Here is a 23,750-nt window from a genome sequence, read left to right as displayed (position 1 = left end):
CTCTTGAGCGCTCTGCGCCCCTGCGGGCATCCAACCATGCCCCTTGGTGCGCCCGCTCATTACCGGTGGGTTCACTGCCCGGCCCGGGCAACGACCCTGGTCAGCGCCTCGACCACGCGAGGGTCGTATTCGTGCGCGGTATCGAGGCGTAACCGCTCCAGCGCCTGCAGCCCCCGGCCCACGGCGGTGCCGCCTGCGGCCAGGTCCTCGTAGGCGTTGGCCGTACGCACGATGCGTCCCGCGAGCGGTTGCTCCCGGTACGGATCGGCCTGTCCCTCCACGATCCGCGCGACCTCCTCCGGGGCACCCGTCCGGCGTACGACCTCCGCGCCGAGCAGGGCGATGCGGCGGCGTTCCACCTGATCGAGGGACGAGGTGGCACCGCCGGGCACGGGGTCGACGAGGGAGAGCTGGCCGATGTCGTGCATCAGCGCGGCGTGTTCCAGGGCCGCCAGCGACCGTCCGCCCAGGCCGAGTTCCCGCCCCATGGCGTGGCTGAGCTCGCTGACCCGGCGGGCGTGCCCCACCGGGGTGTAGCCGGCGACCTCGGTGGCCCGGGCCAGCGAGGCGATGGTCTCCCGGTGGGTGGCCCGGATCGCCGCGTGCCGCCGGAAGGCCGTCTGGGTCAGCAGCAGCGGCACCCCGCACACGGGCAGCGCCCACAGCCCGGCCGCCTGCTCGGCCTGCGCCAGCACGACCCCGCCGGCGCACACGGCGGAGCCGACGCCCGGCAGGACGGCCAGTTCGTCGCGGAGGACGGAGGCGAAGGGATGCCCGGTGCGGGCGGCGCCCAGCACGGCGGCCAGCACGGCGTCGCACAGGATCGTGCTGGCCAGCAGGAGGACGGCGTAGCCCGGATGGCCGCCGCTGCCGCCGTAGAGCGGCTGCCCGGTCGCCGCGGCGAACGCCACCGTCAGCACGCGCCGTGCCGCCGCGTCCCGTGGCGCGCCCCTCAACTGCCCGGCGATCACCGCGGCGGCGGAGACGGCCACCACCACCGCCACCGCCTCGGCCGCGAGCAGCGCGTACGCCAGGGCCCCTGCGAAGGCGACGGGGGCGGCCTCCCGTCCCTCGGGCTCCGGGATCCGGAAGGCCTCGCCGACGACCACCAGCGCCCCGAACGCGGCGGCCGCCGCGGGATCGGCGACGCCGTGCGACGCCGTCCAGACCAGGGCGGCGCCGCCCACGGCGAGCGCGACCCCGTGGACGGCGAGCACGACGAACGGCGTGCGTCTGCGACGGCGCCGGTGGTCGCCGCCTCCGCGGCGTCCGGAGGCGCTCACGGGCGCGGCTCGGGGGTACGGCCGGGCGGGGCCTCGTGGCGGGCACGGCGCCGGGTCTGCGCGGGGGCGAAGGGCTCCGGCTCGTCGGCGGTGACCGCCGGGTTCCAGCCGTCCCGCCGGACGGCGCGGATCAGGGCCTGCACCATGAGGGGGTCGAAGTGGCTGCCGGCGCAGCGGCGCAGCTCCCCCAGGGCATCGTCGACCCCGCGGGTGGCCTGGTAGGCCCGCGTGGAGGTCATCGCGTCGAAGGCGTCCGCCACGGCCACCAGCCGCGCCGAGGACGGGATGGCCTCGCCGGCCAGGCCGTACGGGTAGCCCGATCCGTCGAGGCGTTCGTGGTGGTGGAGGATCGCGGTGCGGGCGTCGTCGAGGAAGGCGATGCCGCGCACCATCTCGTGGCCGTAGCCGGGGTGCAGCTCGATGATCCGCCGCTCCTCGGGGGTGAGCGGGCTGTCCTTGCGCAGGACCCGGGTGGGCACCCCGAGCTTGCCGATGTCGTGCAGGATGCCGGCCAGCCGCAGGGCCTCCACCCGCTCGGGCGGCAGTCCGATCTCGCGGGCGATCAGTGCCGACGCCCGGCCGACGCGCTCGCTGTGGCCCCGGGTGTAGCGGTCCTTGATCTCCACGGCCTGCACCAGCGCCCGCACCGTCGCCTGGTGCGCGGCCCGCTCGCGGCGCGCCTGGCCGACGACCCAGCGCGCGATGTGCGTCGGCAGCAGGGCGAGGACCGCGGCCACCGCCCCGTACGGGCCCTGCCAGAGCACCGCGGCCATGAGCCCCACCAGGCCGTAGGTGAGGTGCGGGGCGAGCGGTTCGAGCAGGGCCTCCCGCAGGGCCACGGACGGGGCGGTGCGCTCGGCGGTGATCAGCACGCCGGCGGTGAGGGCGGCGGAGTAGAGGCAGAAGGCGAGGACGGCCGCCAGCGCGGGCACCAGCAGTCCCGGCAACCGCGCGAAGTCGCCTTCCCCGAAGGCGTCCCGGACCTGGGCCGCGGCCGCCGTCGCCAGGGCGAGCTGCGCGGCGTGCCACACCCGGCGCACCGGGCCCGGCTCGCCCCGGACCGGCGCGAGGAGGCCACCGGGGACGGCGACGAGTGCGGCCGCGCCCGGGGGAAGCAGGAGCGCGGCCGCGAAGAGCACCGGGGGCAGGGAAGCCCCCGTCCGTTCCCCTGCCGCGTAGACCACGGCCAGCACGGCCGCGGTCGCCCAGGGAGTGCCCTCGTGGGGGCCGGTGACGAGGGCGCCGCACGCCGACACCACGACGAGCGGGATGTACACCCGCGCCGCCGCGGGGAGCATCCGGACCGTCCGCTTCGCACGCACCCCACCGAGGCTAGGGGCGCGGCCGTCGCGCGGTGCGCGAGCGGCCGCGATTCCCGCCTTCGGGTGATCCCGGGTGACTTGCCTGTACGGGCTGCGTCAGCCGGCCGGGAAACCGGTCGGCGCGCTGCCGCCGTCCGCGGGCTCCGGCACCGGCGCCACCTCGCCCGCGCGGATCAGCTCGATCCGCGTGAGCACCTTGGACCGCAGGTCCGTGGGCACGTCGTCGTGCCCGCAGCAGCGCTTGACCAGCTTCTTGACGGCCTGCTCGAGGCCGTACTTCTCCAAGCAAGGGTGGCACTCGTCGAAGTGCTGCTTGAACTTGGCGCAGGCGTCGTCGGACATCTCGTTGTCCAGGTACTCGTAAAGGTGTTCGAGTACCTCGGAGCAGTCCGTCTCATGCGGGTTGCCGCAGCTCATGTGCCCGAGCCCTTCTCATCTCCCGCGCCCGCCGGGACGAGCCCGCGCTCCCGCGCGTAGTCCTCCAGCAACGAACGCAGCTGCCGCCGCCCCCGGTGCAGACGGGACATCACCGTACCGATGGGGGTTCCCATGATGTCGGCGATCTCCTTGTAGGCAAAGCCCTCGACGTCCGCGAGATAGACCGCGATCCGGAATTCCTCCGGGATCGCCTGCAGCGCCTGCTTCACATCCGAGTCCGGAAGGTGGTCCAGGGCCTGGGACTCGGCGGAGCGCAGACCCGTCGACATGTGCGACTCTGCGCGGGCCAGCTGCCAGTCCTCGATCTCCTCCGTGCCGCTGCGCTGGGGCTCGCGCTGCTTCTTGCGGTAGGAGTTGATGAAGCTGTTGGTGAGGATGCGGTACAGCCACGCCTTCAGGTTGGTGCCCTCACGGAACTGGTGGAACGACGCGTACGCCTTCGCGTACGTCTCCTGCACCAGGTCCTCGGCATCGGCCGGGTTGCGGGTCATGCGCAGCGCCGCCGAGTACATCTGGTCCAGGTACTCCAGGGCGTCCCGCTCGAAGCGCGCACTGCGCTCGACGTCGGACTCCGGAGTCACCTGCACCTCAGGCACCTCGGACGGGCTGTCGTCGTTGCCGCTGACCGGACCCACCTCCTCCATGACGGTCACGGGGCCGTAAGCGGACCCCACGCCATCGGAGGATATCCCGGGCGGGATCGGCGCGCTGTTCCTGTCCGCCCCGCCCATCGCCGGCCACTCCGGCCACGACAGGTAGGGCGCCTCGGCACGGGCGCGGCACTCGGCTCTGACCATCCGGCTGCCTTCCTCACTGTGCGTACGTTCTTTCGCGTGGACGCCTCGCACAACACGGGCCGCGCACCGCTCATTCCCGAAGCGGGGGCAGTTCCTCCAGCCAGCCCAGCACCGCGTCCGTGATGACGCTGAGTGCTGCCTCCTGGGTGAGGTCCGCGGACTTCGGCACGGCGAACCCGTGGTCGCCGTACGGCACCTCGACCGGCTCGTACCCCTCCGGGAACTCGTCGGGGCGGCCGAAGGGGTCGCGCCCGCCCTGCAGGGCCAGGACCGGCACCCCGGCGCCGGTCAGCTCGCCGGCCCGGGACTTCTCCGGCCTGCCCGGCGGGTGCAGCGGGAAGGACAGCGCCAGCACCGCGACCGCGCCGAGCTCCACCGCCGTACGGCAGGCCACCCGGGCGCCCGCGCTGCGGCCGCCGGAGACGACCGGCAGGCCGGGCCGGCTCAGTGCGGGCCACAGCGCCGTCCACGCGGTGTCCAGGGTCTTCGGCGCGGGCGCCAGCTTCTTGCCGGCCACCCGCCAGGGCTGCTCCACCAGCGCGACCGTCCAGCCGCGCGGCGGCAGGGCAGCGGCCAGGGCCTGCAGGTCACGGGCCTCGACACCGCCTCCCGCACCGTGGCCCAGCGCCACGACGGCGCGCGGCCGGCGGGCCCGGTGCCAGGTGACGCGGGCGTCCCCCACGGGCGTCGGCACGGTCTCCATGATCTCGCTCACAGCGGCCAGTCTGGCACCGCGGGCGATCAGAACAGCGTCGCCTCCTCGGGCGCCTCGATCGGCTCGACCAGCTCCGGCCCGTTGTTGCGGACGTTGCTCACCTCGGTGCGCACGGGGTACGCGCGCAGCAGGCCGGGCCGCGGCGGCACGAGCAGGCCGCGCAGGTCAGCGACGTCGGTGCGCGCGGGGTCGAGCCAGTCGTCCCAGTGCTCGGGGGTGATCCACAGCGGCATGCGCGGGTGGATCTCGGCCAGGGAGCGCGGGCCGCCGGGGCGCTCGAGGGCGTCGGCGAAGGGCTCGGTCTCGGCCTCGGTGGTGATGACGGTGCAGGTGGTCCACCACGCGCGCGGGTGCTCGTCGGGCAGGGTGCGGTCGCGCCAGAACTCGTACAGCCCGGCCATCGCGAAGACCGAGCCGTCGACGGGGGTGACGAAGTACGGCTGCTTGCGGGGCCGCTTCTTCCTCCCCTCCTCCTCCAGCTGCCGCTCGTCCTTGCCGGTGACCCACTCGAAGTAGCCGTCGGCGGGCAGCAGGCAGCGGCGCGAGGCGAAGGGGCGCCGGTAGGAGGACTTCTCGTGCACGGTCTCGGCCCGCGCGTTGATCATCTTCACGCCGACGTCGGGCGTCTTGGCCCAGCTGGGCACCAGCCCCCAGCGCAGGGTGCGCAGCTGGCGCACGATCTCGCCGGTCTCCTTGTCGGGCCGCTCCAGCACCGCGTAGGTGCTGTCGGTCGGCGCGACGTTCCAATTGGGGTCCAGCGCCTCGGTGGGATCCCATTTCCGCACGTCGAAGAGCCCGACGAGATCCTCGGGCCTCCGGCTGGCTGCATATCGACCGCACATGAGTGCCAGATTGCCACGGCGCGGACACAGCCGGGCGTCGTATGGTGCGGAACCGTGCAGCTCTTCGACTCCATCTTCGGCACCCAGCCCGCGCCCTCCCCCTGGTTGGTCGGCGCCACGGCGGCCGTCGCCCTGGCCGCGGTGCTGCCGCACGTCCTGTGGCGGCTGTCCCGCAACGCGATCACGATCGCCCACGAAGGCGGTCACGGCCTGGTCGCCCTGCTGTCCGGACGCCGTCTGCAGGGCATCCGGCTGCACTCGGACACCTCGGGCCTGACCGTCTCCCGCGGCAAGCCGTACGGCCTCGGCATGATCCTCACCGCGGCGGCCGGCTACACCGCGCCGTCCCTGCTGGGTCTCGGCGGGGCCCTGCTGCTCGCGGCAGGGCACATCACGGCACTGCTGTGGGGGGCGACGGCCCTGCTGCTGGTGATGCTGGTGATGATCAGGAACGCGTACGGGGTGCTGACCGTCTTCGTGACCGGCGGCCTCTTCCTGCTGGTGTCCTGGCTGACCGAGCCCGGGGTCCAGGCGGCCTTCGCCTACCTGGTGGTGTGGTTCCTGCTGTTCGGGGGCGTACGTCCGGTCCTGGAGCTCCAGCGCAAGCGGCGCGGTGGTGCGGCGCCCGGATCGGACGCGGACCAGCTGGCCCGGCTGACGCACACCCCGGCGGCGCTGTGGATGCTGTTGTTCTACGCGGTGGCGCTGCTGTCGCTGTTCGGCGGCGGCCGCTGGCTGGTGGGTCTGTAGGCCTTGCGAGCGGGTATCTGTTTCCTTCAGGTTTCGTCCGCTTTGTGAGCGATTCGCCTTCTCCTTGAGCCACTACGCTGGGGGCCATGACCGGTAACCCCGCGCACACCGCCCTGTGGCCCGCGCCGCTCGCGTCCGCCCCCGTCCACGCGACGGTCACCGTGCCCGGATCCAAGTCGGTCACCAACCGCGCCCTGGTGCTCGCGGCGCTCGCCTCCGAGCCGGGCTGGCTGCGCCGCCCGTTGCGCAGCCGCGACACCGTGCTGATGGCCGACGCGCTGCGCACCATGGGCGTCCAGATCGACGAGGTGGTCAATCCCTACGGCGGCGAGGCCTGGCGGGTCATCCCGGCGGGGCTGCACGGGCCGGCCTCCGTCGACGTCGGCAACGCCGGCACGGTGATGCGGTTCCTGCCGCCGGTCGCCGCGCTCGCCGACGGACCGGTGCACTTCGACGGCGACCCGCGCAGCCACGAGCGCCCGCTGAACGGGGTCATCGACGCGCTGCGCACGCTGGGCGCCCGCATCGACGACGAGGGCCGCGGCGCGCTGCCGCTGACCGTGCACGGCGGCGGGGCGCTGGACGGCGGCCCGGTGTCGGTCGACGCGTCCTCGTCCTCCCAGTTCGTCAGCGCCCTGCTGCTGTCCGGCCCCCGCTTCAACCAGGGCGTCGAGGTGCGGCACACCGGCCCGACGCTGCCGTCGCTGCCGCACATCAAGATGACCGTGGAGATGCTGCGGCGCGCCGGAGCCAAGGTCGACACCCCGGAGAACGGCGGCGAGCCCGACGTGTGGCGGGTCGACGCCGGCGCGCTGCTCGGCGTCGACCTCACCGTCGAGCCGGACCTCTCCAACGCCCAGCCCTTCCTCGCCGCCGCGCTGGTCACCGGCGGCCGTGTGGTCATCCCCGACTGGCCGCGGCGCACCACCCAGCCCGGTGACGCGCTGCGCGAGCTGTTCACCCGGATGGGCGGTTCGTGCGAGCTGACGGACACGGGCCTGGTCTTCACCGGCTCCGGCCGGATCCACGGCATCGACGCCGACCTGTCGGACGTCGGCGAACTCACGCCCGGCATCGCGGCGGTCGCCGCGCTCGCCGACTCCGAGTCCGTGCTGCGCGGCGTGGGTCACCTGCGGCTGCACGAGACCGACCGGCTGGCCGCGCTGAGCAAGGAGATCAACGAGCTCGGCGGCGACGTCACCGAGACCGAGGACGGACTGCGCATCCGGCCGCGGCCGCTGCGCGGCGGCGTCTTCCACACCTACGAGGACCACCGGCTGGCCACCGCGGGCGCCGTGCTGGGCCTCGCCGTCGACGGCGTCCGGGTCGAGAACGTCGCGACCACCGGCAAGACCCTCCCCGACTTCCCCGAGATGTGGACGGCCATGCTGGGCACGGCACCGGCGGCCTCCGCGTCCCCGGTGCGGGCCTGAACCATGCGGCGCTACGGCAAGCACACCGACGAGGACGACGTCCGGGTCCGCCCGAACCGCAAGGGGAACCGTCCCCGCACCAGCATCCGGCCCAAGCACGAGGACGCCGAGGAGGGCTTCGTCCTCACCATCGACCGCGGCCGCATCACCTGCCTCGTCGAGGACCGGACGATCACCGCGATGAAGGCCCGTGAGCTGGGCCGCAAGGGCATCGCGGTCGGCGACCGGGTCGGCATCGTCGGCGACCTGACCGGCGACAAGGACACACTCGCGCGCATCGTGCGCGTCGAGGAGCGCACCTCGGTGCTGCGCCGCACCGCCGACGACACCGATCCGTACGAGCGGGTCGTCGTCGCCAACGCCGACCGGCTCGCCATCGTCACCGCCCTCGCCGACCCCGAGCCGCGCCCCCGGCTCATCGACCGCTGCCTGGTGGCGGCGTACGACGCCGGGCTCGAGCCGCTGCTGGTGCTCACCAAGTCCGATCTCGCCTCGGCGGAACCGCTGCTGGAGACGTACGCGCCCCTGGGCGTCCCCTACGTCGTCACCAGCCACGAGAACTTCGACGCCGACGCGACGGCGGCCGTCCGCGAGCACCTCAAGGGCCGGATCACCGCCTTCGTCGGCCACAGCGGCGTCGGGAAGACCACCCTGGTCAACGCCCTGGTGGAGCGTCAGCGCGCGACCGGCCTCGTCAACGCGGTCACCGGACGGGGCAGGCACACCACCACCTCGGCGCTCGCGCTGCCGCTCAGCGGCGCGGAGGGCTGGGTCATCGACACCCCGGGGGTGCGCTCCTTCGGCCTCCACCACGTCGATCCGTCCCGGGTCATCCACGCCTTCCCCGATCTGGAGCCGGGCACGGAGGACTGTCCGCGGGCCTGCAGCCACGACGAACCCGACTGCGCGCTGGACGCCTGGGTCGCCGACGGGCACGCGGAACCCGCCCGGTTGTTCTCGCTGCGGCGGCTGCTCGCGACGCGTGAGCGCAAGGAAGGGGACTGAGACGCCATTTCCGGGCATGCTGTGTGATGATCGCTCATCGACAGACGGAAACGGGAGGGCGTTCGATGGCCTGGCTCCTCGTGGTGGTCGCTGGACTCCTCGAAACCGGCTTCGCGGTCTGCCTCAAGCTCTCCCACGGGTTCACCCGCCTGTGGCCGACCATCGCCTTCTGCGCCTTCGCGCTCGGCAGCTTCGGCCTGCTCACGCTCGCCCTGAAGAAGCTGGACGTCGGGGCCGCGTACGCGGTGTGGACGGGCATCGGGGCCTCCGGGACCGCGATCTACGGCATGGCCTTCCTCGGCGACGTCGTCTCGACCCTGAAGCTGATCTCCATCAGCCTGGTCGTGCTGGGCGTCATCGGGCTCCAGCTCTCCGGCTCCACCCATTGACCGCCCCGGCCGGTCCGCGCCGGGGGCCGGGCCGCGCCCGTCACCAGCCGCGCTGGAGCAGTCCCCGGACCAGCCGGGCGACCCGCCGGCACGCCTCCTCGTCGGAGGCCGCGGGCGCGACGACGTAGGAGACGGTGACGCGCACCGCGGTCTCGCAGGCCCAGTCGGCCTCGGCCCGGTCGAGTCTGGGGAAGCGCCGCCCCAGCACGGTCGCGGCGCGCGCCCGGAAGCCGTCGAGGAGTTCGGCCGGGGCGAGCGGGGCGTCGTCCCCCCGCTGCCGCCGGCCCGGCAGCCGCGGCACGGGCACCGGCACGACGGCCGCCGCGGGGACCCGGTCCCCTCGGCAGCCGGTGAGCAACGCGCGCACCAGCGGGCTGCGGCGGGCACTGTGCAGGGTCCAGGCGGTCGCGGCGGCGAAGCAGTCGCCGGCGTCGGCGCCCTGCCGCCCGGCGGCGTCCAGGGCACGCTCCACGCCCGCCAGGAACGCCTCCGCCTCCCGCCGCGCCAGGGCTCTCGCGAGCCCCTCCTTGGTGCCGAACTCGTTGTAGAGGGTCTGCCGCGACACCCCGGCCGTGGCCGCGACGTCGACCATCCTGATCGTCGCCCACGAGCGGTCGCCCAGTGCGGACAGCGCCGCGTCCAGGAGTGATTCACGCGCTGTCGGCACGATCGCCTCCAAGCGGTCTCAAGCGGGTCTCGAGCGGTCTCCACCGGTACCGAGCGGCCTCAGGGGGCTGTGGGCCAGAATTGACGGGCCGTCGGTCCGTGTCAACCCTCCCCGCGTACCCTGCGTGACCTCGACCTGCCGCGATCGATACTGTTCGCTCCATGCCCGACTTCAACGACGATCTGCGCCTCGCGCACATCCTTGCCGACGCCGCCGACGCCGCCACCATGGAGCGCTTCAAGTCCCTGGACCTCAAGGTCGAGACCAAGCCCGACATGACGCCGGTCAGCGAGGCGGACAAGCGCGCCGAGGAACTGATCCGCAGTCAGCTCGGGCGGGCCAGGCCGCGCGACGCCGTGCTCGGCGAGGAGTACGGCACGGAGGGCAGCGGTCCGCGGCGCTGGATCGTCGACCCGATCGACGGCACCAAGAACTACGTCCGCGGGGTGCCCGTGTGGGCCACCCTGATCGCGCTCATGGTGCGCGGGGAGCGGGGCGACGAGGGCGTGGTCGGCATGGTGTCCGCGCCCGCCCTGGGGCGCCGCTGGTGGGCGGTGAAGGGCGGCGGGGCGTACACCGGGCGCAGCCTGTCCTCGGCCACGCGGCTGCGGGTGTCGCAGGTGAGCCGGCTGGCGGACGCCTCCTTCGCGTACTCCTCGCTGAGCGGCTGGGAGGAGCAGGGCCGCCTGGACGGCTTCCTCGACCTGACCCGGTCCTGCTGGCGGACGCGCGCCTACGGTGACTTCTGGCCCTACATGATGGTCGCCGAGGGCGCCGTGGACATCTGCGCCGAGCCCGAACTGAGCCTGTGGGACATGGCGGCGAACGAGGTGATCGTGCGCGAGGCCGGAGGGCGCTTCACCAGCCTGGACGGGACCGCGGGACCGTACGGCGGGAACGCGGCGGCGTCCAACGGGCTGCTGCACGAGGACATGCTCGACTTCCTGAACCGCCCGTAACCGACCGCTCCCTCACACTACCGATCACCCTCCGCGCGCCCCTTGCTGCGGACCGCGGCGCATGTGAACATGAGAATGCGTGAGCTTGTGCATTTGTGAAACGATTCTCAAGACGGCCACGACGCAGCCCGAGGGGTATCCCATGCTCGTACGCGACGCCATGAGCACGGTCGTTCTCACGGTCGGTCCCGCCCACACCCTCCGCCAGGCCGCCCGGCTGATGTCCGCCCGACGGGTGGGCGCGGCGGTGGTACTCGATCCCGACACCTGCGGTCTCGGCATCCTGACCGAGCGCGACATCCTCAACGCCATCGGTGCGGGGCTCGACCCCGACCGCGAACTCGCCGCCGCCCACACCACCACCGACGTGGTCTTCGCCGCGCCCCAGTGGACCCTCGAAGAGGCGGCCGCCGCGATGGTACGCGGCGGCTTCCGGCACCTGGTGGTGCTGGACGACCGCAACCCGGTCGGCATGGTCTCCGTACGCGACATCGTGCGCTGCTGGCAGCCCGCACGCGCCCTGGCCGGCTGACGGCCGGGAGATGGATCGGAGGGGGCCGGGTGCCTGGACGCACCCGGCCCCCTCCGGGCCTATGGGGCGGACGCCGGTCAGCCGCGCAGGGCCTGGACGGCGGCCTCCAGCCGCTTGCCGAAGTCCTCGTCGGCACGGCGGAAGTTGCCGATCGCGCGCTCGGCGATGTCGTCGCGCGAGACCTTGGCGATGAATCCGGAGAGGTTGGCGACCAGGCGCTCCTGCTCCTCCTGCGACATCAGCCGGTAGAGGTTGCCGGCCTGCACGAAGTCGTCGTCCTCGGCGTGCGAGGGCGCCTGGTGGTTGCCGGTGGACCCGGCGGCCGCGGTGGCCGACCACAGGGGACGGCCGGTCTGCGCCGGGCCGCCGAAGCTGTTCGGCTCGTAGTTCCTGGCCCCGCCGTGGCGGCCGTCGTAGAGCGCCCCGTCGCGGCCGTGGGTGCGCGCCTGGGTCGCGTGCGGGCGGTTCACCGGCAGGTGGTCGGCGTTGATGCCGACGCGGTAGCGGTGGGCGTCGCCGTAGGCGAACAACCGGCCCTGCAGCATCTTGTCCGGGGACGGGCCGATGCCGGGCACGAAGTGCGCCGGGGAGAAGATCGACTGCTCGACCTCGGCGAAGATGTTCTGCGGGTTGCGGTTGAGCTCCAGCCTGCCGATCTCGATCGGCGGGTAGTCCTCGTGCGGCCACACCTTGGTGAGGTCGAACGGGTTGAAGCGGTAGGCCGCCGCCTCGGCCGCGGGCATGATCTGCACCTGCACGGTCCAGCTCGGGAACTCGCCGCGCTCGATCGCCTCGCGCAGGTCGCGCTGGTGGGAGTCCGGGTCCTCACCGGCGAGCCGGTTGGCCTCCTGCTGGGTGAGGTTCTGGATGCCCTGGTCGGTCTTGAAGTGGTACTTGACCCAGAAGACCTCGCCGGCCTCGTTGTTCCACTGGTAGGTGTGCGAGCCGTAGCCGTTCATGTGGCGGTAGCTCGCCGGGATGCCGCGGTCACCGAACAGCCACGTCACCTGGTGCGTCGACTCCGGCGACAGCCCCCAGAAGTCCCAGACGTTGTCCGCCTCCTGGGAGCCGGTGTACGGGTCGCGCTTCTGGGTGTGGATGAAGTCGGGGAACTTGATGGCGTCCTTGATGAAGAACACCGGGGTGTTGTTGCCGACGAGGTCGTAATTGCCCTCCTCGGTGTAGAACTTCAGCGCCCAGCCGCGCGGGTCACGCACCGCGTCCGCCGCACCCAGGTTGCCGGCCACGGTGGAGAACCGCAGGAAGGTCCCGGTCTGCTTGCCGACCTCGGACAGGAACGCCGCCCGCGTGTACCTCGTCACGTCCGCGGTCACCGTGAACGTGCCGTAGGCGCCCGCCCCGCGGGCGTGCACCACGCGCTCCGGGATCCGCTCCCGGTTGAAGTGCGCGAGCTTCTCCAGCAGCTGCTGGTCCTGGACCAGGACCGGTCCCCCGGGGCCCGCGGTCTCGCTGTTCTGGTTGTCCGCGACCGGGGCGCCCGCCTCCGTGGTCAGCGGGCCGGTCTCCTGAACCGTCACGTGCTTCTCCCTGGGTTGGTGCTGTGCCGTGGCTTACGCCGGATGCGATCCTACGATAGACAGAGTCCAAGTCAAGAAGAGCCCCAAACTCGTACCTGGTCGGAATACGGACTGTCACTGTTAAGCTGTTGCCATCCCACTGATAGGTGAAATGGAATGAGTGACCTGCTGGAACGACTGCGCGGCCGCGGATGGCGCATGACCGCGCAGCGGCGCGTCGTGGCCGAGGTCCTGGACGGCGACCACGTCCACCTGACCGCCGACGAGGTGCACGCCCGCGCGGCGGCCCGGCTGCCCGAGATCTCCCGCGCGACCGTCTACAACACCCTGGGCGAACTGGTGTCGCTCGGCGAGGTCATAGAGGTCGCCACCGACGGCCGCGCCAAGCGCTACGACCCCAACGCCCACCGCCCGCACCAGCACCTGGTGTGCTCCAGCTGCGGCACCGTCCGCGACGTCCACCCGCACGGCAACCCGCTGGCGGACCTGCCCGACGCGGAGCGTTTCGGGTTCACCGTCTCCCAGGTCGAGGTCACCTACCGGGGCCTGTGCCCCGCCTGCGCCTGACGCTGCGCGGCCCGCCGCACGCGTTCCGCGGCCTTCCGCACCCCGGGCTCCGGCCGGGTGCGGCCCACCCACACCGTCTCCACCGGCACCTGGCCGGCGACCTTGGAGAGCGCCTCGAAGGCCTCCCTGGCCACCCCGGCGTCCGGGTCCACGGCCAGCGGCGCCAGCTGCCGCAGCAGCCCCTCCCGCGGGACGAGCCGTCCCGCCGCGCGCACCGCGGCACGGCGCACCACGGGCGGCCACGGGGTGCGCACCTCACGGGCCAGCCGCAGCAGCAGCGGCGCGTCCGAGGCGTCCCCGCACTCCCCCAGCCCCGTCACCAGCCCGGCCACCAGCCGCGGCGGGCTCTGCGGGCCGCAGCGCAGCAGCTGCCTGCGGTACGCCAGCGCCGGGGGCTCTCCCCTGCTGTACAGCCGCCAGCGGGCCTGGGCGCGGACGATCCGCGCCGGGTCGGCCAGCGGCGCGGTCAGCCGGGCCGCCGGCACGTCGTCCGGCAGCGCCGCGACCGCCAGTTCCCGCACGGCCGCCGAGCGCGCCCACAGCAGCCGCCCCGCCTGGTCCGGGTCCATCTGCAGCAGCCGCTCGGCGCACATCCTGCGGCACATCTGGTCCGGGTCGCGCAGCGCCGTGCGCACCAGGTCCCCGCGGACGAACTCGCCGAGTTCCAGGGCCAGCTCGACCCCGAAGCGCCGGGTCAGCGGGTCCGTGTCGGCGGCCAGCGCACGCACCGCCCGCCGGGCCTCGGGCGCCGCCAGCACCCCGCGGTACGCCTCGGGGGTGTGCGTCGCCCGGCTCCGTCCGCGCAGCCTCAGCAGCAGCCGTACGGCCGCGGCGGCCTCGTCCGGGGCGGTACGGCGCAGCAGCGCCTCCAGGGCCCGGTCGCGGACCTGGTCCACCCAGTCCGCCGTCCGCAGCGCCAGGGCGGAGGCCACCAGCGGCCCGCCGTGCACCGCCAGCTCCTCCACGGCGGCCTGCCGGACGCGGCCGTCCCGGTCCATCGCGGCCAGCAGCAGGCGCAGCGGTTCGCTCTCGCCGGGCGCCGGTGGCGTGCCCCCCTGCACCCGGGCGGCACGGTCGAGCAGCAGCCACAGCCGGGGCGGCGCCGCGGCCAGCGCCTTGAGCGCCGCCGCGCGGTCGTAGGCGGCCTCCTCGTCGTCGGCGGCGCTCCGCAGCTCGCGCAGCAGGCCCTCCGCCTCGGCGGCCGCGCACAGGCGACCCCACCGCGTCACATCCCTGAGTTCCGTCGGCCGCCGCTTACGCCGCCTGCGCAGCAACCCCGCCTCCTCGCGCCGCCTGAGGGCCTGTCCTCAGGATCGCGCGCCGGCGCCGGCGGGCCCAGGATCGTCCGCACCCTTTTGCCCGAACCATGCCTGGCCTGTACCCAACGCATACGAGAAGGGCCCGGAAGCCATGGCTTCCGGGCCCTTCTCTTCAGTAGCGGGGACAGGATTTGAACCTGCGACCTCTGGGTTATGAGCCCAGCGAGCTACCGAGCTGCTCCACCCCGCGTCGTTGTGTCTTTAGACTACCCTCCCGGCGCTGAGCAGCGCAAATCGCTTCTCACGCGGACAGCTCGTGCTCCAGGGCGTCGGTCAGCCGGGCCGCCCGCTCGGCCACCTCGGCGGGGCCGCACTCCACCGCGCGGGCGCACCACGCCTGGGCGTCCGCGAGCTGTCCGTGCCGCGCGGCCAGCAGCGCCAGCCGCAGCGCGGCGCGTCCGTGGCCCGCGTCGGCGGCACGCGTCCACCACAGGGCGGCCTCCGGCTCCGCGCCCTCGCGGGCGAGGAGCAGCCCGAGGTTGAAGGCCCCGTTGCGGCTGCCGCCCTCGGCGGCCTCCCGGTACCAGTGGGCGGCGTCCACGACGTCCCCGCGCTTGGCGGCGCACATGCCGAGCCGCACCTGGGCACGGCGGTGCCCCTGGCCGGCGGCGCGGGCATACCACTCCTCGGCCTCGGTCTCGGCCTCCTGCGTGCCCTGCGCGTCCAGCAGCGCGCCGAGCCGGAAGGCGCCCTCCGGGCTGCCGCCGCCCGCCGCGCAGCGCAGGTGGCGCTCGGCGCCGTGCGCGTCGCCCTCCTTCTGCAGGGCGATGGCCACCTGGAGCGCGGCCTCGCCGTGACCGCTGGCCGCGGCACGCTCGTACCAGCGCCGCGCGGTGGCGTCGTCACCGCGCCCGGCGTACAGGATGCCGAGGTTGAAGGCGGCGTCCACGCTGCCCGCCTCCGCTGCCTTGGAGAACCAGGGTTCGGCGCCCGCCGCGTCACCGCGCTGCAGCAGGAGCACCGCGAGCGCGTTGGCCGCCTCGCGGTGCCCGGTGTAGGCGGCCTTGCGGTACCACTGCTCGGCCTGGGCGGTGCGGCCCTGACCGGCGCAGAGCAGACCGAGGTTGAAGGCGCCGTTGATGTCACCCGCCTCGAGCGCGGCCCGGTACCACCGCTCGGCGGTCTGGGTCTCGCCCTCCTGGGCGTGCAGCGCGCCCAGGGCGTTGGCGGCGTTGCCGTCGCCGGCGTTGGCGGCACGCCGCCACCAGGTGGCGGCCCCGTCGACGTCACCGGCGTCGCGCAGCAGGAAGCCGAGCGCGCAGGCGGCGCGCGGCTCCCCGTCGCGGGCGGCGGTCAGGTACCAGCGCTTGGCCTCCTCGAACTCGCCGCGCTCCTCCAGGAGCGTGCCGAGGCGCAGGGCGGCCCTGCGGTGCCGGCGGGCGGCGGCCTGCCGGTACCACTGCTCGGCCTCGCGCTCCTCGCCGCGCTCGGCGCAGATGCCGGCGAGCCGGTAGGCGGCCTCGCGGTGGCCGTGCTCGGCGGCGGCGTGGAACCAGCGCTCGGCGCCGACGTCGCGCCGGTGGTCCAGGAGGTCGGCCAGCGCGTACGCGCCCAGGGTGTGCCCGGACTCGGCGGCCTGGCGCAGCCAGTACTCCGCGCCGGGCTCGTCGCCGCGCTCGCGGAAGTGCCGCCCGAGCGCGTGCGCGGCCGCGGCGGAACCGGCGACCGCCGCGATGCGCCACCAGGCGGCGGCCTCGTCGGCGTAGCCGCGCTGGTGCAGCAGCAGGCCCAGGTTGTTGGCGGCGGGGCGGTCCCCTCCGGCGGCGGCGCCTCGCAGATGGGGCTCGGCGCCCTCGAGGTCGCCGCGGCGCAGCAGCAGGGTGCCCAGGACGCTCATGGCCCCGATGTCGCCGTGCTCGGCGGCCCGCCGGTGGCGCGCCTCGAGCTCGGCCTCCTCGCGCGCCTCAAGGGTCTCCTCGTCCGGGAGGTCGGACTCGATGAGGCGCTCCTCGTCGAGACCGCCCACCCGCGGACCGGGCAGCAGGTCGGCGACGGCCGGCACCAGCGCGGCCCCGGCCGCGGGCACGGTCGTCCGCCCCGCGGACCCGGGATCCCGGATCTGACGAGCCTTCAGCAGCCTTGCACCATCCCCCATGAGGTCCATCGTCGCATCACCCGTACCCGCAGTACACCTGGTATGCGGCAAACCTGCAGAGTTCAGCCGATCCCAGTTGGTCACTTCGTAGGTCACTACAGCGTTTTGTCGACTTCCCGACATGATGCCAACCGAAACCTCTGCGGTACGAGTTCCCCCCTACAAGTGAAAGGGCCCGGAGTCTATTGACTCCGGGCCCTCTCCAACAGTAGCGGGGACAGGATTTGAACCTGCGACCTCTGGGTTATGAGCCCAGCGAGCTACCGAGCTGCTCCACCCCGCGTCGGTGGAACAACAGTACCACGACGCGGGGTGGGCCCCGTCAGCCCTGCGGGCCCGCCTGCTGCTCGGCCTCCTGGGCCCGCTTCAGCGCGTCGGCGAGATCCTTCTGCGCCTGGCCGTACGCGCCCCAGTCGCCCTCCTTGAGCGCCTTCTGACCCGCGTCGTACGCCTGCTGGGCGTCCTCCAGGGCCTGGGCGACCGTCGGATTGCCGGAGGCCGGCGGCTGGGTGCCCCCGCCCGTCTCCGGTGGCGTCTCGGGCGTGCCGCCGTCCGAGCCGAAGACCGCGTCGAGCGCCTGCGCGAGCGTGTCCTCGAACTCGGTCTGGCCGCCGTAGCTCACCAGCACCTTCTTCAGCAGCGGGTAGTTGGTGCCCGCGCCGCGGACGTAGACCGGCTCGACGTACAGCAGCCCGCCGTCGAGGGGCACGGTCAGCAGGTTGCCGTACTCGACCTCCGAGTCACCGCCCTTGAGCAGCCTGATCTTCTCCGCCACGTCGGGGTCGGAGTTGAACTGGCTCTGCACCTGCTGCGGTCCGGACACCGTGGTGTTCGACGGCAGCTTCAGCACCCTGATCGCGCCGTACTCCGGACTCTTCGCGTCCGCGTCGACCGCCATGAAGGCGCTGAGGTTCTCGCGCTTGTTCGGCGTGAAGGTCGTGGTGAGCGAGAACGCCTGGTCGTTCTGGCCGGGCATCTTCAGGCTCAGGTAGTACGGCGGCACCGACTTGCCGGTCCTGGCGGCCGGGTCGTTGGGCACCGCCCACACCTCACTGCCGCTGTAGAAGGTCGACGCCTTGGTGACGTGGTAGCGCGTCAGCAGCTCGCGCTGCACCTTGAACAGGTCCTGCGGGTAGCGCAGATGCGCCATCAGCGCGTCGTCGATCGCCGTCTTGGGCTTGACCGTGTCCGGGAAGGCCTTCATCCAGGTCTTCAGCACCGGGTCCTCGGTGTCCCACTGGTAGAGCGTGACCTTGCCGCTGTACGCGTCGACGGTCGCCTTCACCGAGTTGCGGATGTAGTTGACCTGGTTCTGCTGCGCCAGCACGGCGCGCTGCCCGTCGGTCAGCGAGTCCGCGGTGGTGTCGCCCAGCGTCGTGCGCGACGAGTACGGGTAGCCGTTGCTCGTCGTGTAGGCGTCGACGATCCACACGATCCGGCCGTCGACGACCGCCGGGTAGGAGTCGCCGTCGATCGTCAGCCAGGGCGCGACCGCCTCGACCCGCTCCTTGGGCATGCGGTTGTACAGGATCTGCGAGTCGTCGCCGACGGCGCCGGAGTAGAAGATCTGCGGCTCGCCGAAGGACACCGCGTAGGCGAGCCTGGTCACCGGGTTCTTCAGGCCGACGCCGCTCTTGGCGGTGTACGTGTACGGCTTCTCGCCGCTGTCGTCGGTGTAGTCGATCTCCGGCGTGGACTTGTCGCCGACGATCGACCACTGCTTGGTCTGCTCGCCGTAGTAGATCCGCTGCTGGTACGTCCCGAGGTCGCCCTTGGTCGGCAGGTTGTACTCGGTGAAGTCCGGCTCGCCGCTGGCGGTCGTGGTGGTGCCCTTGGCCGCCACCATGCCGTAGCCGTGCGTGTACTTGAAGTGGTCGTTGATCCAGCTGTGCTGCGGGATGCCCTCGAGGTTCAGCTCCCGCAGGCCCACCACGGTGTCCTGCTCCTTGCCGTCGATCGTGTAGCGGTCGACGTCGAGCGTGGACGGGAACGCGTAGTAGCCGCGCACCTTCTGCAGCTGCTGGTAGGTCGGCGAGACCACGTTCGGGTCCAGCAGGCGGATGGACGCCGCCGTGTCGGCGTCGCTGCGCAGCTTCTCCTTGCCGTCGCCGCTCGTGCCCGAGTAGTCCGTCACGTCGGCGTGGTCGATGCCGTACGCCTCACGCGTGGCGTCGATGTTCTTCTGGATGTACGGCTGCTCCTTGGCGGCCTCGTTCGGCTGCACCTGGAACTTCTGCACGATCGCCGGGTACAGGCCGCCGATCAGGATCGCCGACAGCACCATCAGGCCGAAGCCGATCAGCGGCAGCGACCAGGTGCGCCGCCACAAGGTGGCGAAGAACAGGAGCGCGCAGATGATGGCGATGGCGAACAGGATCGTCTTGGCCGGCAGGTAGGCGTTGGCGTCCACGTAGCGCAGGCCCGTCCAGTCGCCCGACCTGAGGTTGCCGGACTTCACCGCCAGCGAGTAGCGGTCCAGCCAGTACGCGACCGCCTTCAGGGTGACGAACAGGCCCAGCAGCACCGACAGGTGCCCGGTCGCCGCCGCCGTCGCCCGGCCGCCCGGGGAGGTGAGCCGCAGGCCCCCGTACAGGTAGTGCACCAGCGCCGCCGCCAGCAGCGACAGCACGACCGCCGCGAAGCCGAAGCTCAGCAGGAAGCGGTACCAGGGCAGGTCGAAGGCGTAGAAGGAGATGTCCACATGGAACTGCGGGTCCTTGGTGCCGAACGACGTGGAGTTCGTCCACAGCAGCCATGTGCGCCACTGGCTGGAGGCCGAGGCTCCGGCGATCAGCCCCACGAGCGCGCAGACGGTGAGCAGCACCCACTTCTTGTAGGGGGCGATGCCCATCCGGTAGCGGTCGAGGCTCTGCTGCTCCATCGACATCGCGCTGAGCGGCGGCCGGAGCCGGTGCGCGAGGTACACGTTGACGCCGACGGCGGCGGCCATCAGCAGACCGAAGACGAAGAACAGGCCGATCTTGGTCCACAGGGTGGTGGTGAAGACCGAGGAATAGTGGACGGAGCGGTACCAGAGCCAGTCGGTCCAGAAACCCGAGAACATGACGAAGGCCATGGCCAGCACGGCCAGGACGCCCAGGGTCATGAGCAGTGTCCGGGCTCGCCGCGACGGGCGGCCCACTCTGATCCGCGGCCCGTGCGGACCCCCGCCGCGGTCCGGCATCTGGAATACCAAGGTGCGCACCTCGAAGTGTCGGTCTCCGTCGGACGCCCTACCGGCGCCCACTGATGCAACTTACTCAGCGTTTACTCAGTTCCCCAAGGCTCCCGATTGGGGATGCGGGTCACAGAACAGGCAGGATATTGAGCATGTCCAACAACACGTCCGAGGGTGCGCCGCTCACCGCGAACCCACTCACCCGTGCCGTCCTGGAAATCGACGACTACGCGTCCGGTCTGGGCTGGGACCAGCCCGCCCGGCTCTTCGCCCTCGTCGACACCGCGGCGCTGCGCGTACAGGAGCCCAAACTGGCCGAGGAACTCGGCCTCGGCGACGGGACAGCCGCGGGGCTGACCCCGATCGAGCAGGACGAGCTGCCGCCGGGCGCCGCGCTGGACGAGTTCCTGGCCACCATCGCCTGGCCCGGCGTCGTCAGCGGCTGCGCGCTCACCGTGGAGCGGCTGATGCTGCCGCCGTCCGCGGAGGAGTCCATCCCGAAGGGGCTGGACGACGCCGCGCTGGCCCGCTGGGTCGCCGGGCACCCCGACCGCCAGGAGGTCCGCATGACGGTGGGCGTGCTGCGGGACGGCTCCCGGGAGTCGGCGGTGCGGCTGCGCGAGAAGGACTCCCCCACCGAGGTGCTGACCGGTTCCGCGCTGGTGCCGGGGCTGGCCGACGCCCTGGCGGCGACCTTCGAGGACTGACGCCGACGGCCCCGGGGGCTCCCCGGGGCCGTCGGGCCGTACGGATGCGGATGCGTCCGGGCTCAGCCCGTCGTGCAGGAGGGCAGGGCCGACGTCTTGCCGTCGCGGATGTCCTTGAGCGCGTCCAGGGCGTCGTCGATGGTCTTCACCTTGACCAGGGTGAGGCCGCTCGGGGTGTCGGTCGCCGCCTCCGCGCAGTTGTCGGCGGGGGTCAGGAAGTACTCGGCGCCCTTCTGCCGGGCGCCGATGGTCTTCATGTCTATGCCGCCGATGGGACCGACCTTGCCCTCGTCGTCGATCGTGCCGGTGCCCGCGACGAACTTGCCGCCGGTGAGGTCCTCCGGGGTGAGCTTGTCGACGATGCCCAGCGCGAACATCAGGCCGGCGCTCGGGCCGCCGACGTCCGCCAGCTTGATGTCGATCTTGAACGGGAAGGTGTGCTCGACACCGGCCTGGATGCCCACGACCGCCCGGGCCTCGCCGTCGTCGTCCGACTTCGCCGTGGTGATGGTCACGTCCTGGGTGGCGTCGCCCTTGGCGCCCTTGGGCACGACGGTGAAGACCACCTTCTGCCCCGGCTGGTGCTTGGTGACGAGCGATGCGACGTCGCCCGCCGCCTTGACCGGATCGCCGTCCACGGCCTTGATCACGTCTCCGGCGTGCAGCTCGCCCTCGGCCGGGGCGCCCTTGACCACGGCGGAGACGATCACCCGGGAACCGACGGGTATGCCGAGCTCGTCGAGCGCGGCGACCTTCGCGCTGTCCTGGGACTGCGTGAACTCCTCGGCGTTCTCCTGGTCGGCCTCCTCGGCCGTCTGCCCCTTGGGGTAGAGCGTGTCGTGCTCGACGACCTTCTGGTCGTGCGCCAGCCAGCCGACGACCGCCTCGACCAGGTTCATCGAGTAGTCCGCACTCGTCACCCGTACCGTGGTCATGTTGAGGTGACCGCTGGTCGGGTACGTCTTGTGCCCCGAGATCTGCAGCACCGGAGCCCCGCCGTGCGACCCGAGCGTGTTCACCGTCGGACCCGGCGACATCTCCGCGTACGGCACGGGCCACAGGAGCGCGACACACAGCAGCGCTATCAGGGTCAGGGTCGATGCGAGCAGCGTCGCGGTGCGGCGTGGCATGGAACGACAGTACGGTACGGAACCCGCAGCCGCCCCGTGGGGCCTCAGGCCGGGCCGCCCGATCCGGTGCGCTGCATGGCCTCGCGGAAACGCTCGTAATCGGCGAGCGAGGCGCCGTCCCCGGTGGACCGCGTACGCGCCGCCCAGCTTCCCCAGACGGCCGCGGCGATCGCGGCGACCAGCGGGATGAGCAACCATGCGAGCGCTGCCACTTCGGCCTCCTGGACGCGCATGCCGATCAAGAACTATGAGCAGACTAATCTTCTGCTGCTACAACGTTCAGAGTGGGTGGCAGGTTACGCAACCGCAGGTGGGCCACTCAGTGGCGAGGCGGGCGCCGGCCGCCCTCCCCCGGGGGTCAGTGGGCGCAGGCGCCGACCCACTCCTCGGTGCCGTCGGCGAAGGCCTGGTGCTTCCAGATCGGGACCTCGCGCTTGAGGTCGTCGATGAGCCGCCGGCAGGCGGCGAAGGCCTCGGCCCGGTGCGGGCAGGAGACGGCGACGACGACCGCGAGGTCGCCGACGCGCAGGTCGCCCACCCGGTGGACGGCGGCCAGTGCCTTGACCGGGAAGTCCGCGACGACCTTCTCCGCGACCCGACGCAGTTCGGCCTCCGCGCCCGGGTGCGCCGAGTAGCCGAGCCCGGTCACCTCCGCGCCCGACGGGCCGTCGTGGTCACGGACCGTGCCGACGAACAGCGCGGTGCCCCCGGCGGAGTCGTGCCCCACGGCGCGGAAGACCTCGTCCACGGACAGCTCCGTGTCCCGGATCTCGATGAGCCGGACGGGTTGGTCGTGCGTCTGTGCCATGCGGCTCATGCTGCCCCATCACCCGCCATGCGGAAACCCCCTTCCGGAGCGAGTTCGCGCGGCGACGCTCAGACACCGCGGCGCTTGCGCGCCCGTCGCACCATCGCCGCCGTGCCGACCAGGGCGACCGTCGCACCGGCCGCGCCGAGCGTGGCCGCGTCCTTGCGGCCCAGGCGCCGCCCGACGACGGAGTTGCGGCCGGAGACCTCCTCCAGCAGGACGGCCAGCACCTCCTCGTTGGTCCACTTCGGCCGCCAGCCCGACTCGTGCAGCCGGCTGCCGCTGACCACCCACGGGTGCATCGTGTACGCCAGGTCGCCCGCCGGGGAGGGGGTGAGCCCCAGCCGGTGCAGCCGGGAGGCCGCGCCGAGCGCCACCGCGGGCGGCAGCTCCATGCGGCGGATGCCCGAGAGCTCCTCGACCTCCTCCTGCTCCAGCCAGCCGTCGCAGCCCACCGTCATCTCGCCGTCCACCTTCTCCAGCGCCGCGTGCTCCAGCGCCGTCACCAGGTCCTCCACGTGGCAGAACTGCCAGCAGGGGCGGCTGCCGCCCACCACCAGCAGCCGCGGCGACTCGAAGTAGCGGGTCAGCGCGGTGTCGGTGCCGCCGACCAGCACGGCCGGGCGCAGGACGGTCACGTTGAGGCCGGGGTGCGCCCGGGGGGCGCGCTTGCCGAGCCGCTCGATCTCCAGCAGGTCGCCCACGAAGGACGCCTCCGCGGTCGCGCGCAGCGGGGCGTCCTCGGCGAGCGGGATGTCGTTGTCCGGGTGGGCGCCGTAGACCATGGCCGAGGTGCACAGCACCACGCGCGGCACGCCGGCGGCGGCCGCCGCGGTGAGCACCGTCTGGGTACCGCGCACGTTGAACGCGCTGCGTGCCTTGGGGTCGGACTCCAGGTCCAGGTCGAGCGCGAGGTGGACGACGACGTCCACGCCGCGCAGCCGCTCGGCGATCGCCGGGTCCCGTACGTCGAGCACCGCCCACTGGGCACCGGGGACGTCACCGCGGCGCTCGTCGATCGCCACGACCTTCTTGACCTGGTCGGATTCGGCCAGCCGCAGGGCCAGCAGCAGGCCGACACCGGAGGCGGCGCCGGTGACGGCGACCACAGGTCCGGCGGGGGCCCTGCCGCCGCTCCGCTCTGGGCGAACGGTCGGTTCTGGGGAACTCACCAGGTGTCTCCCACGGTTGTCTCTGGTACCGGGTGCGCGGTCCGCAACCGCGGTCCGTACGCAGCCATCCTGCCTGACGGGTGTCTAGGCTGGAGGTACAGCCC

General features: G+C 72.8%; 23 protein-coding genes and 2 tRNA genes. 8 read left to right on the top strand and 17 right to left on the bottom strand.

Going from position 1 to position 23,750, the window contains the following annotated elements; genetic code table 11:
- Window positions 1–71: 71 nt before the first annotated feature.
- From ACFV3E_RS28690 to ACFV3E_RS28665, 6 genes are all read right to left on the bottom strand, one after another.
- A complete protein-coding gene (locus ACFV3E_RS28690; protein ID WP_500537268.1) occupies window positions 72–1,283 on the bottom strand; it encodes an HD-GYP domain-containing protein in 1,212 nt (403 codons plus the stop codon).
- On the bottom strand, window positions 1,280–2,581 hold the full coding sequence (locus tag ACFV3E_RS28685; RefSeq protein ID WP_500537302.1) for an HD-GYP domain-containing protein: 1,302 nt from the start codon (window positions 2,579–2,581) through the stop codon (window positions 1,280–1,282). The genes ACFV3E_RS28690 and ACFV3E_RS28685 overlap by 4 nt, the downstream gene beginning before the upstream one ends.
- A gap of 120 nt (window positions 2,582–2,701) precedes the next feature.
- Window positions 2,702–3,022, bottom strand: a complete 321-nt coding sequence (gene rsrA, locus ACFV3E_RS28680) for a mycothiol system anti-sigma-R factor (protein ID WP_500366480.1) — start codon at window positions 3,020–3,022, stop codon at window positions 2,702–2,704.
- Complete coding sequence (locus tag ACFV3E_RS28675) at window positions 3,019–3,678, bottom strand: sigma-70 family RNA polymerase sigma factor (RefSeq protein ID WP_026251453.1); 660 nt, start codon at window positions 3,676–3,678, stop codon at window positions 3,019–3,021. The genes rsrA and ACFV3E_RS28675 overlap by 4 nt, the downstream gene beginning before the upstream one ends.
- A gap of 232 nt (window positions 3,679–3,910) precedes the next feature.
- Window positions 3,911–4,543: an alpha/beta hydrolase family protein gene (locus ACFV3E_RS28670; RefSeq protein ID WP_500537301.1), complete on the bottom strand. Its 633-nt coding sequence runs from the start codon at window positions 4,541–4,543 to the stop codon at window positions 3,911–3,913.
- Between the two features lie 38 nt (window positions 4,544–4,581).
- Window positions 4,582–5,397 carry an SOS response-associated peptidase gene (locus ACFV3E_RS28665; protein ID WP_500537267.1) on the bottom strand — a complete coding sequence of 272 codons (816 nt, stop codon included), beginning with the start codon at window positions 5,395–5,397 and terminating at the stop codon, window positions 4,582–4,584.
- A 54-nt stretch (window positions 5,398–5,451) separates the two neighbouring features.
- On the opposite strand from ACFV3E_RS28665, the gene ACFV3E_RS28660 reads away from it, so the two are divergent.
- The 4 genes from ACFV3E_RS28660 (at window position 5,452) to ACFV3E_RS28645 (ending at window position 8,974) form a co-directional block, all read left to right on the top strand.
- Window positions 5,452–6,147, top strand: coding sequence for a M50 family metallopeptidase (locus ACFV3E_RS28660; RefSeq protein WP_500327908.1), 696 nt, complete (start codon window positions 5,452–5,454; stop codon window positions 6,145–6,147).
- Between the two features lie 86 nt (window positions 6,148–6,233).
- Window positions 6,234–7,580, top strand: coding sequence for a 3-phosphoshikimate 1-carboxyvinyltransferase (gene aroA, locus ACFV3E_RS28655; protein ID WP_500537266.1), 1,347 nt, complete (start codon window positions 6,234–6,236; stop codon window positions 7,578–7,580).
- A 3-nt stretch (window positions 7,581–7,583) separates the two neighbouring features.
- The gene (gene rsgA, locus ACFV3E_RS28650; protein WP_500537265.1) at window positions 7,584–8,585 is read left to right on the top strand and encodes a ribosome small subunit-dependent GTPase A; all 1,002 of its coding nucleotides are present in this window, start codon (window positions 7,584–7,586) and stop codon (window positions 8,583–8,585) included.
- A gap of 65 nt (window positions 8,586–8,650) precedes the next feature.
- Window positions 8,651–8,974 carry a DMT family transporter gene (locus tag ACFV3E_RS28645; RefSeq protein WP_361798116.1) on the top strand — a complete coding sequence of 108 codons (324 nt, stop codon included), beginning with the start codon at window positions 8,651–8,653 and terminating at the stop codon, window positions 8,972–8,974.
- A 40-nt stretch (window positions 8,975–9,014) separates the two neighbouring features.
- Here the strand turns inward: ACFV3E_RS28645 and ACFV3E_RS28640 are convergent, their stop codons facing one another.
- Window positions 9,015–9,641, bottom strand: a complete 627-nt coding sequence (locus ACFV3E_RS28640; RefSeq protein WP_500537264.1) for a TetR/AcrR family transcriptional regulator — start codon at window positions 9,639–9,641, stop codon at window positions 9,015–9,017.
- Window positions 9,642–9,802: 161 nt separating this feature from the next.
- On the opposite strand from ACFV3E_RS28640, the gene hisN reads away from it, so the two are divergent.
- On the top strand, window positions 9,803–10,600 hold the full coding sequence (hisN, locus tag ACFV3E_RS28635) for an FIG domain-containing protein (RefSeq protein WP_499513856.1): 798 nt from the start codon (window positions 9,803–9,805) through the stop codon (window positions 10,598–10,600).
- 142 nt (window positions 10,601–10,742) lie between these two features.
- Window positions 10,743–11,132 (top strand): CBS domain-containing protein, encoded by a 390-nt coding sequence (locus ACFV3E_RS28630; RefSeq protein WP_500537263.1) that lies wholly within the window; start codon window positions 10,743–10,745, stop codon window positions 11,130–11,132.
- A gap of 77 nt (window positions 11,133–11,209) precedes the next feature.
- Here ACFV3E_RS28630 and ACFV3E_RS28625 read toward each other — a convergent pair whose 3' ends face one another.
- Complete coding sequence (locus tag ACFV3E_RS28625) at window positions 11,210–12,670, bottom strand: catalase (protein WP_500537262.1); 1,461 nt, start codon at window positions 12,668–12,670, stop codon at window positions 11,210–11,212.
- 156 nt (window positions 12,671–12,826) lie between these two features.
- On the opposite strand from ACFV3E_RS28625, the gene ACFV3E_RS28620 reads away from it, so the two are divergent.
- Entirely contained in the window at window positions 12,827–13,237 is a 411-nt protein-coding gene (locus ACFV3E_RS28620) for a Fur family transcriptional regulator (RefSeq protein ID WP_499513853.1), read from the top strand.
- Here ACFV3E_RS28620 and ACFV3E_RS28615 read toward each other — a convergent pair.
- From ACFV3E_RS28615 to ACFV3E_RS28595, 5 genes are all read right to left on the bottom strand, one after another.
- Window positions 13,207–14,466: a hypothetical protein gene (locus ACFV3E_RS28615; RefSeq protein ID WP_500537260.1), complete on the bottom strand. Its 1,260-nt coding sequence runs from the start codon at window positions 14,464–14,466 to the stop codon at window positions 13,207–13,209. The two genes, ACFV3E_RS28620 and ACFV3E_RS28615, sit on opposite strands and share 31 nt — an antisense overlap.
- Window positions 14,467–14,672: 206 nt before the next feature.
- Window positions 14,673–14,746 (bottom strand) — tRNA-Met (locus tag ACFV3E_RS28610).
- Window positions 14,747–14,797: 51 nt separating this feature from the next.
- Complete coding sequence (locus ACFV3E_RS28605; protein WP_500537259.1) at window positions 14,798–16,660, bottom strand: tetratricopeptide repeat protein; 1,863 nt, start codon at window positions 16,658–16,660, stop codon at window positions 14,798–14,800.
- Window positions 16,661–16,860: 200 nt separating this feature from the next.
- Window positions 16,861–16,934 (bottom strand) — tRNA-Met (locus ACFV3E_RS28600).
- Between the two features lie 39 nt (window positions 16,935–16,973).
- On the bottom strand, window positions 16,974–19,835 hold the full coding sequence (locus ACFV3E_RS28595) for a UPF0182 family membrane protein (protein ID WP_500537300.1): 2,862 nt from the start codon (window positions 19,833–19,835) through the stop codon (window positions 16,974–16,976).
- Between the two features lie 146 nt (window positions 19,836–19,981).
- Between ACFV3E_RS28595 and ACFV3E_RS28590 the strand changes: the two genes are divergently transcribed.
- Entirely contained in the window at window positions 19,982–20,536 is a 555-nt protein-coding gene (locus ACFV3E_RS28590) for a PPA1309 family protein (protein WP_500366497.1), read from the top strand.
- 62 nt (window positions 20,537–20,598) lie between these two features.
- On the opposite strand, the gene ACFV3E_RS28585 is transcribed toward ACFV3E_RS28590, so the two are convergent.
- From ACFV3E_RS28585 to ACFV3E_RS28570, 4 genes are all read right to left on the bottom strand, one after another.
- Complete coding sequence (locus ACFV3E_RS28585; RefSeq protein ID WP_500537258.1) at window positions 20,599–21,666, bottom strand: YlbL family protein; 1,068 nt, start codon at window positions 21,664–21,666, stop codon at window positions 20,599–20,601.
- Between the two features lie 44 nt (window positions 21,667–21,710).
- Window positions 21,711–21,878, bottom strand: coding sequence for a hypothetical protein (locus ACFV3E_RS28580; protein ID WP_179279782.1), 168 nt, complete (start codon window positions 21,876–21,878; stop codon window positions 21,711–21,713).
- Window positions 21,879–22,024: 146 nt separating this feature from the next.
- A complete protein-coding gene (locus ACFV3E_RS28575; protein ID WP_500537257.1) occupies window positions 22,025–22,474 on the bottom strand; it encodes a molybdenum cofactor biosynthesis protein MoaE in 450 nt (149 codons plus the stop codon).
- 68 nt (window positions 22,475–22,542) lie between these two features.
- Window positions 22,543–23,646, bottom strand: coding sequence for an SDR family oxidoreductase (locus ACFV3E_RS28570; RefSeq protein WP_499513846.1), 1,104 nt, complete (start codon window positions 23,644–23,646; stop codon window positions 22,543–22,545).
- Between the last annotated feature and the right edge of the window lie 104 nt (window positions 23,647–23,750).

It is taken from the genome of Streptomyces sp. NPDC059718 (assembly GCF_042733315.1).
Lineage (GTDB): Bacteria > Actinomycetota > Actinomycetes > Streptomycetales > Streptomycetaceae > Actinacidiphila.
The sequence above is the reverse complement of the archived record's forward strand: the minus strand, read 5'-3'. Positions and strand labels throughout refer to the sequence as shown.

Coding starts and splice junctions, on each gene's coding strand:
- ACFV3E_RS28685 (WP_500537302.1), bottom strand. CDS start 2,581: ATGCTCCCCGCGGCGGCGCGGGTGTACATCCCGCTCGTCGTGGTGTCG.
- rsrA (WP_500366480.1), bottom strand. CDS start 3,022: ATGAGCTGCGGCAACCCGCATGAGACGGACTGCTCCGAGGTACTCGAA.
- ACFV3E_RS28670 (WP_500537301.1), bottom strand. CDS start 4,543: ATGGAGACCGTGCCGACGCCCGTGGGGGACGCCCGCGTCACCTGGCAC.
- ACFV3E_RS28665 (WP_500537267.1), bottom strand. CDS start 5,397: ATGTGCGGTCGATATGCAGCCAGCCGGAGGCCCGAGGATCTCGTCGGG.
- aroA (WP_500537266.1), top strand. CDS start 6,234: ATGACCGGTAACCCCGCGCACACCGCCCTGTGGCCCGCGCCGCTCGCG.
- rsgA (WP_500537265.1), top strand. CDS start 7,584: ATGCGGCGCTACGGCAAGCACACCGACGAGGACGACGTCCGGGTCCGC.
- ACFV3E_RS28645 (WP_361798116.1), top strand. CDS start 8,651: ATGGCCTGGCTCCTCGTGGTGGTCGCTGGACTCCTCGAAACCGGCTTC.
- hisN (WP_499513856.1), top strand. CDS start 9,803: ATGCCCGACTTCAACGACGATCTGCGCCTCGCGCACATCCTTGCCGAC.
- ACFV3E_RS28630 (WP_500537263.1), top strand. CDS start 10,743: ATGCTCGTACGCGACGCCATGAGCACGGTCGTTCTCACGGTCGGTCCC.
- ACFV3E_RS28620 (WP_499513853.1), top strand. CDS start 12,827: ATGAGTGACCTGCTGGAACGACTGCGCGGCCGCGGATGGCGCATGACC.
- ACFV3E_RS28605 (WP_500537259.1), bottom strand. CDS start 16,660: ATGGACCTCATGGGGGATGGTGCAAGGCTGCTGAAGGCTCGTCAGATC.
- ACFV3E_RS28595 (WP_500537300.1), bottom strand. CDS start 19,835: ATGCCGGACCGCGGCGGGGGTCCGCACGGGCCGCGGATCAGAGTGGGC.
- ACFV3E_RS28590 (WP_500366497.1), top strand. CDS start 19,982: ATGTCCAACAACACGTCCGAGGGTGCGCCGCTCACCGCGAACCCACTC.
- ACFV3E_RS28585 (WP_500537258.1), bottom strand. CDS start 21,666: ATGCCACGCCGCACCGCGACGCTGCTCGCATCGACCCTGACCCTGATA.
- ACFV3E_RS28575 (WP_500537257.1), bottom strand. CDS start 22,474: ATGGCACAGACGCACGACCAACCCGTCCGGCTCATCGAGATCCGGGAC.